Genomic DNA, 12,699 nt, shown 5'->3' on the forward strand with positions numbered 1-12,699 from the left:
GTGCGTGAGTTCACAATTGGTTGTGCGGTGGCGGCCCGGCCACTCATTTAGTATGGTAATACCAGAGGTTATTCGGGCGCCGGTCCGTGAACGCGGTAGCGCCTGACGCTGTTCATCGCGATCCCCCGAGAGAAGGAATCTCACCATGACTGACCAGGCGATTCACGCCGGCACCCTCGTCATCGGCTTCGGCATGGTCGGCCACCGCTTCGCACAGGAATACTCCCAGCTGCGCCCGGACACGCCGATCACCGTCATCAACCGGGAAACCGGGGACTACGCCTACGACCGCGTCCAGCTCTCCAGCTACGTCGGCACCTGGAACCGCGCGGATCTCCACCTCGACCGCCTGCCCGCCAACGTCACGGTCGTGCCCGGCCGTGCCGTCTCCGTCAAACCGGAGACGAGGGAGGTCGTCCTCGAGGACGGCCGGGTCTTCTCCTACGACGAACTGGTCATGGCGACCGGCTCGCGCCCCTTCATCCCGCGCCTGCCCGGCAACAAGCTCCCGCAGGTGCACGTCTACCGCACCCTCGACGACATGGACGGCATCCGCTCGGCGATTGAGGGCGTCGTCGCCCGCCACGGCGACGTCACCGCCACCGTCATCGGCGGCGGCCTGCTGGGCCTAGAAGCCGCCAACGCCGTCCAGCACATGGGCGCCAAGACCCACGTCGTCGAGATGGCCCCGCGCCTGATGCCGCTGCAGGTCGACGACGCCGGCGGCGAAGTCCTCTCCGCGGCCATCCGCGAACTCGGCGTCGAGGTCCACGTCGGGGCGGCCTCCCGGGAGATCCGAGAGTCCGACGACCGCGTCGGCGGCGTGGTCCTCGACCTCGGCGAGCAGGGTGAGATCGAGACCGACCTGGTCATCTTCTCCGCCGGTATCCGCCCCCGCGACTCCCTCGGCCCAGACACCGGCCTGGAACTCGGCCCCCGCGGCGGCTTCGCCGTGGATCGCCAGTGCCGCACCTCCATCGACGGCATCTCCGCCATCGGCGAGTGCGCCGCCGTCGACGGCGCCACCTACGGACTGGTCGCGCCGGGCAACACGATGGCCGAGATCGTCGCCCGGCGCCTCGCCGGCGAACCGGGACCGGACTTCGAGGACCCGGATCTGTCCACCAAGCTCAAGCTGATGGGGGTCGACGTCGCCTCCTTCGGCGACGCATTCTCCCAGGAGGAGGGCCGCAAAGAACTGCACATCCAGGACCCGATCTCCGGCGTCTACAAGAAGCTCATCCTCGACGCCGAAGGCAAGCGCCTGCTCGGCGGCATCCTCGTCGGCGAGGCCGGCAACTACTCGATGCTGCGGCCCATGGTCGGCTCCGAACTACCCGGCGACCCGGTCAGCCTCATCGCCCCGGAGTCCGGCGCCGGCGCCTCGGCCATCGGCGTGGACGCCCTGCCGGACCAGGCGCAGATCTGCTCCTGCAACAACGTCTCCAAGGGCGACGTCCGTGCCGCCATCGGCCAGGGCTGCCACTCCGTCGAGACCCTGATGGGCGCCACCCGGGCCGGCACCTCCTGCGGTTCCTGCATCCCGCTGCTCAAGTCCATCCTCGAGGGCGAGGGAATCGAGCAGTCCACGGCCGTCTGCGCCCACTTCTCCCAGTCCCGCGCCGAACTCTTCGAGATCGCCCAGGCCACGGGCATCAACGACTTCCCGGCCTTCATCGGGCGATTCGGCCGCGGCGGAGGTTGCGAGGTGTGCAAGCCGACGCTGGCCTCCATCTTCGCCTCCCTGCACACCGAGGACCACGTCCTCGAGGGCGAGCGCGCCGGGCTCCAGGACACCAACGACCGCATGCTCGGCAACATGCAGAAGAACGGCACCTACTCCGTCATCCCGCGCATGCCCGCCGGCAACGTCACCGGCGAGCAGCTCATCGAGATCGGCCGGATCGCCGAGGACTACGACCTCTACACCAAGGTCACCGGCGCCCAGCGCCTCGCCCTCTTCGGCGCCCGCGTCGAGGACCTGCCCGACATCTGGCGCCGCCTCATCGACGTCGGCATGGAGTCCGGCCAGGCCTACGGCAAGTCCCTGCGCGCGGTGAAGTCCTGCGTCGGCACCGACTGGTGCCGCTACGGCCAGCAGGACTCCGTCGCCATGGCCGTGCGCCTGGAAACGCGCTACCGCGGCCTGCGCTCCCCGCACAAGTTCAAGATGGGCGTGTCCGGCTGCGCCCGCGAATGCGCGGAGGCCCGCGGCAAGGACGTCGGCGTCATCGCCACCGAGAACGGCTGGAACCTCTACGTCGGCGGCAACGGCGGCGCCACCCCGCGCCACGCCGAACTGCTGGTCGGCGACCTCGACGACGAGACCCTCATCCGCTACATCGACCGCTACCTGGGCTTCTACATCCGCACCGCCGACCGCCTCCAGCGCACCGCCGCCTGGCAGGAGTCCGTCGACGGCGGCCTCGACCACATCCGCGACGTCGTCGTCGAGGACTCTCTCGGCATCGGCCGGGACCTCGAGGAGTTCATGGCCCGGCACGTCACCCACTACAGCGACGAGTGGAAGGCCACCCTCGAGGACCCGGAGAAGGTCTCCCGCTTCGTCTCCTTCATCAACGCCCCGGACACCCCGGACCCCACGGTGCAGTTCGAGAAGCACCCGCAGGGCGGGCGACGGGTGCCGCTGATGATGCCGACCGTCAACGCCGCGAAATAGGGAGTCACAAAATGTCTGAGACCACCGTCTGCCGCCTCGACCAGCTCACCCTCAACCTCGGGGTGGCGGCACTGCTGCCCGGCGGCCGCCAGGTCGCGCTCTTCCGCGTCCCCGCCGTGGACGGGGAGACCCTCCACGCCGTGGACAACATCGACCCGTACACCGGCGCCAGCGTCATTTCCCGCGGCATCGTCGGCGAGGTCGACGGCCGCCCCACCATCGCGTCACCGCTGCTCAAGCAGAAGTTCTACCTCGACGACGGCCAATCCCTGCAGGGGGACGAGAAGTCGATCACCGTCTACGACACCCGCGTCGTCGACGGCGAGGTCATCGTGTCGAGCTAGCTTCTCGACGCCGGCGGCGGGATGGCGCCAGGTCTTCTGTATCCCATCCCGCCGGCGACGACCAGTAGCCCGATCGTGCTGATGACCACGAGCAGGCCGGTGACATTGATGACCGGCTCATCGACGCCGTACTGGACGCCCGTCAGCAGCCAGGAGCCCCAGCCGAGGATCCCGATCACGGAGAAGATGACGCCCAGGATGCGCGCACTTGTTCGTACTCCGGCCACGCCGATCAGTGAAAGGACCGCCCCCACCGTCCCGATCCCGCCGATGACTATCCAGGGATTGAAGCTTTCCGGAACGACCGGCGGCAGGACGCCCCACAGGACCCAGAGCACAAACGGCACCAGCTGCAGGATGAGGCCGACCAGGAAGGTTCTCATTGTTGGATCCTAACGTGCCCCGCCCCGGAACCGGCGGAGCGTGATGACCCCGAAGCTGATCACTGACAGCAGCAGGCCCGGGCCAAGGAGGTTGAAGAAGGAGAAGGGATCGATGCGCGCCAGGAGGTCGCTGGCGCCGGAGGCGATCTGCAGCCCCGCCAACGCGCCCACCAACTGAAGCAGTGCGCCCGGCAGCAGCACCCAGCCCCGGGGCAGCAGCAGGCCCGAATAGACCTGCACTGCGGCGGCGACCGCCCACACCAGTAGCAGTAGCGGCGTCAGGACCGGCCACAGGTTCGCCAGCGCCATGACCGCCCCCACCCCGACTGCGAGGGCGACCAGCGCCAGCAGCGCCGCGTCCGCGTCGCGCCGGACGGCCAGCGTGGGGGGCACCGCCTCCACCCCGTCGACGACGGACACCTCGCCGGAACGGGTGCACCGCACCCACTCGGTGGCACTGACGCCACTCAATCGGCCCAGGTCTGCTGCCGCTGACATGGCTCCACCCTCTGGATAAGGTGGGCGGCATGTACAACATTGACAAGGGACAGGAATTCGAGAAGGCCACCTCCACCCCGGAGGGCACCGCCACCTGGAAGAACCAGCTGGACAAGTTCGCCGCCGGCAACCCCTCCGAGTGGGTGACCGGCGCGGTCTTCGGCGGCACCTACGAGCGCGAGGGGCTTGAGCTGCGCGACCGCCAGATGCTCACGATGTCGGCACTGGCCGCGATGGGTGGCGTGGAACCGCAGTTGACCGGACACATCGCCACCGCCTACAAGCACGCCGGCATGTCCAAGGAGGAGATCGCCGAATGCTTCGTCCACCTCATGCCCTACATCGGCGTGCCGAAGACCCTGGCCGCGATGCGCTGCATGGAGGCCGCGCTCGGTGACCTGGACTAGGCTCCGGGACTCCTGAGCCGGGACGGGCTCGCGGGATCCTCGCGGGATTGCCGCACCCCGGCCATTGCCATAAAGGAGTCCACTGAATTCACCCCGGATCGGCGTTCTGTTTTCCTGAAAGGGCGCGCCCTTTCAGGCGACTCCTTTCCAGGATTCTCCCTGGGCGGGTGGTGTGCACCGCCGCCGGCGACGGGGGCGCGGAAATTTGTTCCTGACCTGCCGGCTGTGGTTGAATATTCCCGTCGCTTGTGCTCGGTCGGATCCTTCGGGTGCGTTTCCGAATCCGGAGTCCGAGACCCTTCGACTACGTCGTAGTTCGTCGAGAAGCCCAGGCGAAACAAGCAACTGACCACGTGCGTTCAGGCCGGAAATCTGGCGCACATCAATTCCAGGTCAAGGAGACCAAGAGTGATTCAGCAGGAATCGCGTCTGAAGGTCGCCGACAACACCGGTGCACGAGAGATCCTGTGCATCCGCGTTCTCGGTGGCTCTGTTCGACGCTTCGCTGGCATCGGTGACACCATCGTCGCCTCCGTCAAGGAAGCCGCTCCGGGCGGCAACGTCAAGGAGGGTGAGATCGTCAAGGCGGTCATCGTCCGCACCAAGAAGGAGAACCGTCGTCCGGACGGCTCCTACATCAGCTTCGACGAGAACGCCGCCGTTCTCATCAAGCCGGACGGGGAGCCGCGCGGCACCCGTATTTTCGGCCCGGTCGCTCGTGAGCTTCGCGACAAGAAGTTCATGAAGATCGTTTCTCTCGCACCGGAGGTGATCTAGTCCATGAAGATCCACAAGGGCGATATGGTCCAGGTTATTTCTGGTCCGGACAAGGGCGCACAGGGCAAGGTCATCGAGGCCTACCCGAAGGCCGGCAAGGTCCTCGTTGAGGGCGTCAACCGCATCAAGAAGCACGTCGCCAACTCGGCTGACGAGCGCGGCGCATCCACCGGTGGCATCGTCACCCAGGAGGCTCCGATCCAGGTTTCCAATGTGATGGTCCTGGATTCCGACGGAAACCCGACCCGCATTGGCTACCGTTTCGACGAAAACGGCAAGAAGGTTCGTGTCTCCAAGCGCAACGGGAAGGACATCTAACCATGGCTGAGAACTACACCCCGCGCCTGAAGACTCGCTACCGCGAGGAAATCAAGAAGGCCCTGAACGAAGAGTTCGGCTACGACAACGTCATGCAGATCCCGGGCGTCGAGAAGATCGTCGTCAACATGGGCGTCGGCGAGGCTGCCCGTGACTCCAAGGTCATCAACGGCGCCCTCGAGGACCTGACCCTCATCACCGGTCAGAAGCCGCAGCTGCGTCGTGCAACCAAGTCCATCGCGAACTTCAAGCTCCGCGAGGGCATGCCGATCGGCGCCAAGGTCACCCTCCGCGGCGACCGTATGTGGGAGTTCCTCGACCGTCTGCTGACCGTCGCCCTCCCGCGTATCCGTGACTTCCGCGGTCTGTCCGACCAGCAGTTCGACGGCCACGGCAACTACACCTTCGGCCTCACCGAGCAGACCATGTTCTACGAGATCGACGTCGACAAGATCGACCGTCCGCGTGGTATGGACATCACCGTCGTCACCACCGCGACCAACAACGACGAAGGCCGCGCGCTGCTGCGTGAGCTGGGCTTCCCGTTCAAGAAGTAGTCTCTGCTTCTCGCGTTACGCCGCCCCTGCCGACTCCGGCAGCGGGCGGTGTCGTGTTTTCCGTCGTTTCTGTGTATTGCTTAAGCCGGAGTGGTGCTGCATGGCAGTTTCTTAGGAAGTAGGATCTCACCCAAAGGTTGCCCCCGTTCGAGGTGTGAACGAAGGTGACCGGTCCCCGCTGGTTGGCCATCTGATAATACCTAGGTGTTTAATGGACGCGTCAACAAGCAAGCCTCCTGTGAAAGTGACGGATCCCATGTCCCTGAATGAACTCGCCCACGGGGCGGTCAACAAGAAGGTCCTGCTCATGGACCACGACCACGGACGCTATGTCGTGCGTTCGATTCTGGCCGGCGTCTACCTCACGTTGGGCACCGCCTTCGCGGCCATCGCCGGCAACGTCATGGAGAAGGTCTCCCCCGGAAATGGTCTGGGGGCGTTGACCTTCGGCGTGCTCTTCGGCCTGGGCCTGTTCGCCATCGTCATCCTCAACACGGAGCTGGCCACCGGCACCATGATGTTCGCCTCCTACGGCGCGACGACGGGCCAGATCAGCTGGGGCAAGGCCCTCCAGCTGATGATCGTCTCCACGGTGTGGAACCTGGTCGGCGCGATCCTGATCGCCGCGATCCTGGGCATGTCCGCCAAGTTCAGCGATTTCGACACCAGCCACCTGGTGGCGACGTTGACCACCGGTAAGCTGGAAAAGCCCTGGTACAACTGGTTGTTTGAGGGAATCGCCGCGAACTTCATCGTCAACATGGCGATCATCGGCGCCCTCTTCGCCAAGGACCTCGTGTCGAAGTTCTTCGTCATCCTGCCCATCATCGGCATCTTCGTCAGCCTCGGTCTCGAGCACATCATCGCCAACTTCTCCCTGATGACCATCGCCGGTTTCTCCGGGCTGTTCAACGGCGGCGTGTACCCGGAGGGCTGGAGCCTCGGCATGGTCCTGGCCAACTGGGCCGTCGTCTGGCTCGGCAACGCCATCGGCGGCGGCCTCATCATGGGCGGCGTCTACGCCTGGCTCAACCAGTCCAAGGACGAGGTCTACCGCGACTAGTTCTGCCGTGGAAATAGGCGGTGCCCTCCCGGTTCAACCGGGAGGGCACCGCTTGTATCGGGGCCTGCGGCCGACGGCGGGGCGTCGACAAGCGGCCGGGGGAGGAGCTACGCCGAGGTGTCCACCTTCTTCTTGCTGTCGTTCGGGATGAGGAAGATGATGGAGGCGAGGGCGATCAGAGCCATGATCAGGACCGCGGCCAGACCGAACATGCCGGCCTCACGCACCGCGAGGTTGTCCTGGCGACCGCTCCAGCGCATGACCTCGCCGACGACCTGGGAGCCGGAGACGCTCATGGCGTTGAAGATGGCGGCCGGGATGGCCACGCCGAAGGCGGAGCCGATGGAGGAGGCCATCTTGTAGATGCCGGAACCGGAGCCGGCCTTCTCCTCCGGCAGGGCGGACAGCGCCATGTCGGTGGACGGGGTGGCGTAGAAGGCCAGGCCCAGGCCGAAGAGGGAGTAGGCGATGATGGCCAGGACGACGTAGGTCTCGACGAGGGTGTTGGTGCCCATGAGCAGCAGGACGGCAACGATGACGATGAGGGTGCCCCAGATCATCGGCTTCTTGGCGCCGAAGCGCTGCAGCAGCTTCTCACCGACGCGGATGAACGCGATGATGAACACGGCGTAACCGAGGGTGAGGTAGCCCGAGGTCTGGGCGGACATGCCGCCGGCGCCCTGCAGGACCCAGAGGGAGACCGGGATGAGACCCGCGGTCGCGTTGAGCAGCAGGTTGGAGATGGTGGCGCCGGTGAACTGCGGGATGGCGAACAGGGAGAAGTCGACCAGCGGATCGTCGACCCGGCGCTCGACGACGATGAAGGCCGCCAGGGCGATGAAGAAGACGGCGAGGATTGCCCAGGTGATCGGGTTGGTCCAGCCGATGTTGGAACCCTGGGTGATGAATACCAGCAGGGAGAGCACGGTGACGGCCAGGGAGATGATGCCGCCCCAGTCGGTGCGGCTGGCCCTGCCCGCGGACGGGGCGGACTCCGGGATGCCGCGCATCAGCAGGATGGACAGCAGGGAGACCACGGCGGAGATGATGAAGATGGAGCGCCAGCCCAGGGCGGTTCCGGCCATGAGCCCGCCGAAGATGGCTGCCAGGCCGGAGCCGCCCCAGGAGCCGATCGACCACATGGAGACGGCGCGCTGACGGTCGGCGCCGTGCCAGTAGGTCTTCAGCAGGGCCATCGTGGACGGCATGATGAAGGCGGCGGACAGGCCCTGGAGGGCGCGGCCGACGAGCAGCATCGCGGTGGCGGTGCCGGCGCCACCGAAGGCGAGGGCGATCAGCAGCGAGCCGACGATGCCGAGGACGTTGCCGATCGTGGCGATGCGCACGCGGCCGATCTTGTCGGCCAGGCCGCCGGCGACGACGATGAACATGCCGGAAAAGAGCGCCGACAGGGAGATTGCGATGGTGGTGACGGAGATGTCGACGCCGAGGTCGGCGCCCATCACCGGGCCGATGTTGAGGGTGGTCTGGGCAAAGAGCCAGAAGGTTACGACACCGAGGACGATGCCGAGGAGAGCTTTGTTATCACCTACATAGTTGGTCGCTCGTTCGTTGCCGGGAGCGACGGATGATTTGGTAGCCATAGCGGCGGACCTGCGATTCTTTGTGATCGAGGGTGGATTTAGTTCTTGGGGAACAGCCACGCGCCGGCGGCGACGACGATTGCTTCGACGCCGCGGTCGAGGGTGGGCTGCATGTCCGGAGCGAACGCCGGGTTGTGGTTGCCGATGGCCTCGGACAGGTCGTTGAAACCGCCGAGAGTCCAGAAGACGTAGGGCACGTCCAGGTGGTTCGGGATGATCGAGAAGTCTTCGGAGGCGGGAAGAGGCGGGGAGTCGATGACTTCACCGGCGAAGTTCTCGTCGAAGGCGGCTCGCACGATACCGGTGGCGGTCTCGTCGTTGTCGGTCAGCGGGAAGACGTCGTAGTACTCGAACTCCGGCTCCTTCGGGGAGCGGGAGGCCTGGCACTCGGCGCGGACGATGCGTTCGATCGCCTCGTGGAGCTGCTTCTCGACGTCCGTGTCGTAGGCGCGGGTGTTGAGCAGCAGCTCCGCGCTGTCGCCGATAATGTTGGACTTGGACCCCGCGTGGAAGGCTCCGACGGTCACGACGGCCGGATCCATCGAGGAAATCTCGCGGGAGACGATCGTCTGCAGGCGCATGACGATGGCCGAGCCGAGGACGATCGGGTCCACGCCGAGGTTCGGCATGGAACCGTGGCTGCCGGTGCCGTGGACGGTGACCTTGATGGACTTCGCCGCGGTGAGGATGCCGCCGGGCCGGGTGCCCAGGTGCCCTCCGGGAAGGGTGGCCATGACGTGTTGTCCGAGATAGACGTCAGGTTTCGGCATGACGTCGGCGATGCCGTTGTCCACCATGTCCTGGGCGCCTGCGGCGGTCTCCTCGGCCGGCTGGAACACGCCGATGAAGGTGCCCGACCAGGCGTCGCGGTGGGTGTGGAAAGCCTCCAATGCGCCGAGCAGGCCCATGATGTGGACGTCGTGGCCGCAGGAGTGGGCCACCGGGGTGTCGACGCCGGTGGCCTCGTTGACCTGGGTGGCGGTGGAGGCGTACTCCTTGCCGGAGACCTCCTTCATCGGCAGTCCGTCGATGTCGGCGCGCATGGCGACGATCGGACCCTCGCCGTTGGCGATGGTGGCGACCAGGCCGGTCTTGCCGACCGTCTGCACGTCGATGCCCCGCTTTTCCAGTTCCTCCCGGATGCGCGCCGAGGTCTCGTACTCCTGGAGGGAGAGCTCGGGGTGCTGGTGGAAGTGGATGTAGAGGGCTTCGCGGGCCTCACGGGTGGCGTCGAGATCAGCAAGAACTGTAGCTGCGCTGGAGGAAAGAGACATGGTGACCGGCTCCTGAACTAGTGCGAGTGCACCAGGAATCACCCCGGGGCACGTCCGCGTCTCGGACTGACCTCAAGTTTTCCCCACTCATTGGTCACACGCAAGGTCCGGCCACGTATTCGTTCTCACCGTGGAAACGACCTGCAACCGCTTGGCCAGCAGGCTTGGCTGTTGCATGTGCGGCACGGCTGCCGCCGCGTCACGCCTCGGCCAGCTGCCCTGAATAGAGGTTGAAGCGGTCGTCCCGGGTGAAGCCCACCAGGGAGAGTCCGGCCTCGCGCGCCAGATCCACCGCCAGCGAGGACGGCGCGGAGACGGCGACCAGGGCCGGGAAGCCCGCCATGATCGCCTTCTGCACCAGTTCGTAGGAGGCCCGGGAACTCATCACCAGGATCAGGTCCTTCGCCGGCAGCAGGTCGTTCATGAGCAGATGGCCGATGACCTTGTCGGCGGCGTTGTGCCGGCCGACGTCCTCCCGGATGACGACCGGCTCGCCGGAGAGTGTGAACGCCCCGGCGGCGTGGATGCCGCCGGTGCGGCGGAACTGTTTTTGCTCGGCACGCAGTTTCTCCGGCAGGCCGACGATCATCCGGGGGTCCAGCGTGACCGGTTCGATGGGGTGGTGCGTCCTGCCCATGACTTCGTCGATGGAGGTGGAGCCGCAGACGCCGCAGGCGGAACTGGTCGTCGTCAGCCGGATCGCCTCCAGTCCGGGCGGCGTCACGCCCACCGCGAGGTCGGTCTCGATGAGGTTGTAGGTGTTTTCCCCGTTGGGGCCGGTGGCGCCGGCGCAGTACCGGGCCTCGGCGACCTGGCTGGCCGAGGTGATGTGTCCCTCCCCGTGGAGGAAGCCGTGCACCAGCTCGACGTCGTTGCCGGGGGTGCGCATGGTGGTGGTGATGGTGGTGCCGTTGACGCGCAGCTCCAGCGGCTCCTCGACGGTCACGGTGTCACCGCGGGTGTCCGTCGTCCAGCGGCCGTCCGGCCCTCCGTCGAAGGTCACCTTCGTCACCCGGTAGCTCTGTCCGATGCGCCCCATGAAAATCCTGCTCCCTGAAAAATCCTAGTTGTCCCTGCGTGAATAGCGCTCCAGCAGGTGCTCCACAGCCTCGATCCGCGCCCTGGCGGCCGCGACCTCCTGCTCGGTGGACTCGGTCCCCTCAAGCTGCTTGCCGACGCTCACTCCGACGAGGAACGCAGTCAGCGGGGCGGCCGGGCGGGACGGTCCGTGGGCCACGTGCTTGGTCAGGTCCAACAGGTCCTTGACCAGCGCGCGGATCGTCTCCTGGTTCAGGTCGAACTCGTCGACGACTGCGGCGAGCCAGGCTCGGGCGGAGGCGATCTCCTCCGGGGAACCCTTCGCGGGCTGCTGTGGTGCGATGCTCTCGCTCATCCATGGGCCTTTCTGTCGTGTCGGGGGAATGGCGTACCGCCTGTCCAATTCCTTCCCTTCAGCGTAGTCCAGTGCACCGTGGGCGAACTGTGGCCTACCAGTCATAACCGTGCACGTGGGGGTGCTATTCCACCGGGGGAGCGGACCCGAACGTGGCGCCGGAGGGGATTTTGAATTATAGGGCGAAGGCGGTAGTGTCGTCGGCTGGACTTTGATCCGTTCGAGGTCCACCCAAATTCATATCCCCAACTTTGTTGTAGGCCCCCCGCCAGGCGGTGTGCGAGCGCGCGTGACGCGCTCACACGCCAGACGGACCGGGTGTTGTCAGAGGCGGCGAGCGCGCCGGGTTATTACACCCGGCGAAAGCGTTGAGTAGCCCCGCGTCAGTCACCCGGAAAACGTCGAGGTGGGACGGGAACCGCAACGAGAAAGGCTACGGTCACTCACCATGACCATGACTGATCCTATCGCCGACATGCTGTCGCGTATTCGCAATGCGAACCACGCGCACCACGATGTCGTGACGATGCCCTCCTCCAAGCTGAAGTCTCACATCGCTGAGATTCTCAAGCAGGAGGGCTACATCGCCAACTATTCCGTCGAGGATGCCCGCGTCGGCAAGACGCTCACCCTCGAGCTCAAGTACGGCCCGCAGCGTCAGACCTCGATCGCCGGTCTGAAGCGCATCTCCAAGCCGGGTCTGCGCGTCTACACCAAGTCCACCGAGCTCCCTGAGGTTCTCGGCGGTCTGGGTATCGCGATCATTTCCACGTCCCAGGGTCTCCTGACTGATCGTCAGGCCCGCGAGAAGGGTGTAGGCGGAGAAGTCCTCGCCTACGTCTGGTAAAGGGGGAAGTGAACCATGTCTCGTATTGGTAAGGAACCCATCGTCCTCCCGAAGGGCGTTGACGTCACCATCGACGGCCAGCACGTCTCCGTCAAGGGCCCGAAGGGCACCCTGACTCTCGACGTCCCGGCACCGATCACCGTTGCCCAGGAAGACGACCAGATCGTCGTCTCCCGTCCGGATGACAACCGCGAGAACCGCGGTCTTCACGGTCTGTCCCGCTCGCTCATCAACAACCTGGTTGTCGGTGTCACCGAGGGGTACAAGATCAAGATGGAGATCTTCGGCGTCGGTTACCGTGTCCAGCAGAAGGGCAAGGACCTCGAGTTCTCGCTCGGCTACTCCCACCCGGTCCTGATCGAAGCTCCGGAGAACATCACCTTCGCGGTTGATGGCAACACCAAGCTCTCGATCGAGGGTATTGACAAGCAGCAGGTCGGGCAGATCGCCGCTAACATCCGTCGTCTGCGTAAGGATGACCCGTACAAGGGTAAGGGCATCCGCTACGAGGGTGAGCAGGTCCGCCGCAAGGTCGGAAAGACGGGTAAGTAAGC

The 12,699-nt window shown here is 65.7% G+C and carries 15 protein-coding genes; 9 read left to right on the top strand and 6 right to left on the bottom strand.

Annotated features, from left to right (window positions below; translation table 11 throughout):
- Positions 1 to 145: 145 nt before the first annotated feature.
- Positions 146 to 2,680 carry a nitrite reductase large subunit NirB gene (gene nirB / locus CGUA_RS02525; RefSeq protein WP_290197382.1) on the top strand — a complete coding sequence of 845 codons (2,535 nt, stop codon included), beginning with the start codon at positions 146 to 148 and terminating at the stop codon, positions 2,678 to 2,680.
- Positions 2,681 to 2,691: 11 nt separating this feature from the next.
- Entirely contained in the window at positions 2,692 to 3,024 is a 333-nt protein-coding gene (nirD, locus tag CGUA_RS02530; protein ID WP_290197384.1) for a nitrite reductase small subunit NirD, read from the top strand.
- On the opposite strand, the gene CGUA_RS02535 is transcribed toward nirD, so the two are convergent.
- Positions 3,021 to 3,407, bottom strand: coding sequence for a hypothetical protein (locus CGUA_RS02535; RefSeq protein WP_290197386.1), 387 nt, complete (start codon positions 3,405 to 3,407; stop codon positions 3,021 to 3,023). The two genes, nirD and CGUA_RS02535, sit on opposite strands and share 4 nt — an antisense overlap.
- 9 nt (positions 3,408 to 3,416) lie before the next feature.
- Positions 3,417 to 3,905 (bottom strand): hypothetical protein, encoded by a 489-nt coding sequence (locus CGUA_RS02540; protein WP_290197388.1) that lies wholly within the window; start codon positions 3,903 to 3,905, stop codon positions 3,417 to 3,419.
- A 29-nt stretch (positions 3,906 to 3,934) separates the two neighbouring features.
- Here CGUA_RS02540 and CGUA_RS02545 point away from each other — a divergent pair, with 29 nt between their 5' ends.
- From CGUA_RS02545 to CGUA_RS02565, 5 genes are all read left to right on the top strand, one after another.
- Entirely contained in the window at positions 3,935 to 4,312 is a 378-nt protein-coding gene (locus CGUA_RS02545) for a carboxymuconolactone decarboxylase family protein (protein WP_290197390.1), read from the top strand.
- Positions 4,313 to 4,720: 408 nt separating this feature from the next.
- Positions 4,721 to 5,089, top strand: coding sequence for a 50S ribosomal protein L14 (rplN, locus tag CGUA_RS02550; protein ID WP_290197392.1), 369 nt, complete (start codon positions 4,721 to 4,723; stop codon positions 5,087 to 5,089).
- A gap of 3 nt (positions 5,090 to 5,092) precedes the next feature.
- Positions 5,093 to 5,407, top strand: a complete 315-nt coding sequence (gene rplX / locus CGUA_RS02555) for a 50S ribosomal protein L24 (protein WP_290197395.1) — start codon at positions 5,093 to 5,095, stop codon at positions 5,405 to 5,407.
- 2 nt (positions 5,408 to 5,409) lie between these two features.
- The gene (gene rplE, locus CGUA_RS02560) at positions 5,410 to 5,964 is read left to right on the top strand and encodes a 50S ribosomal protein L5 (protein WP_290197398.1); all 555 of its coding nucleotides are present in this window, start codon (positions 5,410 to 5,412) and stop codon (positions 5,962 to 5,964) included.
- 256 nt (positions 5,965 to 6,220) lie between these two features.
- A complete protein-coding gene (locus tag CGUA_RS02565; protein ID WP_290197399.1) occupies positions 6,221 to 7,027 on the top strand; it encodes a formate/nitrite transporter family protein in 807 nt (268 codons plus the stop codon).
- Between the two features lie 107 nt (positions 7,028 to 7,134).
- Here the strand turns inward: CGUA_RS02565 and CGUA_RS02570 are convergent, their stop codons facing one another.
- From CGUA_RS02570 to CGUA_RS02585, 4 genes are all read right to left on the bottom strand, one after another.
- Positions 7,135 to 8,631 (bottom strand): MFS transporter, encoded by a 1,497-nt coding sequence (locus tag CGUA_RS02570; RefSeq protein ID WP_290197401.1) that lies wholly within the window; start codon positions 8,629 to 8,631, stop codon positions 7,135 to 7,137.
- Positions 8,632 to 8,669: 38 nt separating this feature from the next.
- Positions 8,670 to 9,905 (bottom strand): amidohydrolase, encoded by a 1,236-nt coding sequence (locus CGUA_RS02575; RefSeq protein WP_290197403.1) that lies wholly within the window; start codon positions 9,903 to 9,905, stop codon positions 8,670 to 8,672.
- 199 nt (positions 9,906 to 10,104) lie between these two features.
- The gene (gene fdhD, locus CGUA_RS02580) at positions 10,105 to 10,944 is read right to left on the bottom strand and encodes a formate dehydrogenase accessory sulfurtransferase FdhD (RefSeq protein WP_290197405.1); all 840 of its coding nucleotides are present in this window, start codon (positions 10,942 to 10,944) and stop codon (positions 10,105 to 10,107) included.
- 24 nt (positions 10,945 to 10,968) lie between these two features.
- Entirely contained in the window at positions 10,969 to 11,298 is a 330-nt protein-coding gene (locus CGUA_RS02585) for a DUF6457 domain-containing protein (RefSeq protein ID WP_290197407.1), read from the bottom strand.
- A gap of 448 nt (positions 11,299 to 11,746) precedes the next feature.
- Here CGUA_RS02585 and rpsH point away from each other — a divergent pair, with 448 nt between their 5' ends.
- Positions 11,747 to 12,145 (top strand): 30S ribosomal protein S8, encoded by a 399-nt coding sequence (gene rpsH, locus CGUA_RS02590; RefSeq protein WP_290197409.1) that lies wholly within the window; start codon positions 11,747 to 11,749, stop codon positions 12,143 to 12,145.
- 15 nt (positions 12,146 to 12,160) lie between these two features.
- Positions 12,161 to 12,697, top strand: coding sequence for a 50S ribosomal protein L6 (gene rplF, locus CGUA_RS02595; protein WP_290197411.1), 537 nt, complete (start codon positions 12,161 to 12,163; stop codon positions 12,695 to 12,697).
- Positions 12,698 to 12,699: the final 2 nt, after the last annotated feature.

The organism is Corynebacterium guangdongense, from assembly GCF_030408915.1.
Taxonomy (GTDB): Bacteria; Actinomycetota; Actinomycetes; order Mycobacteriales; family Mycobacteriaceae; genus Corynebacterium; species Corynebacterium guangdongense.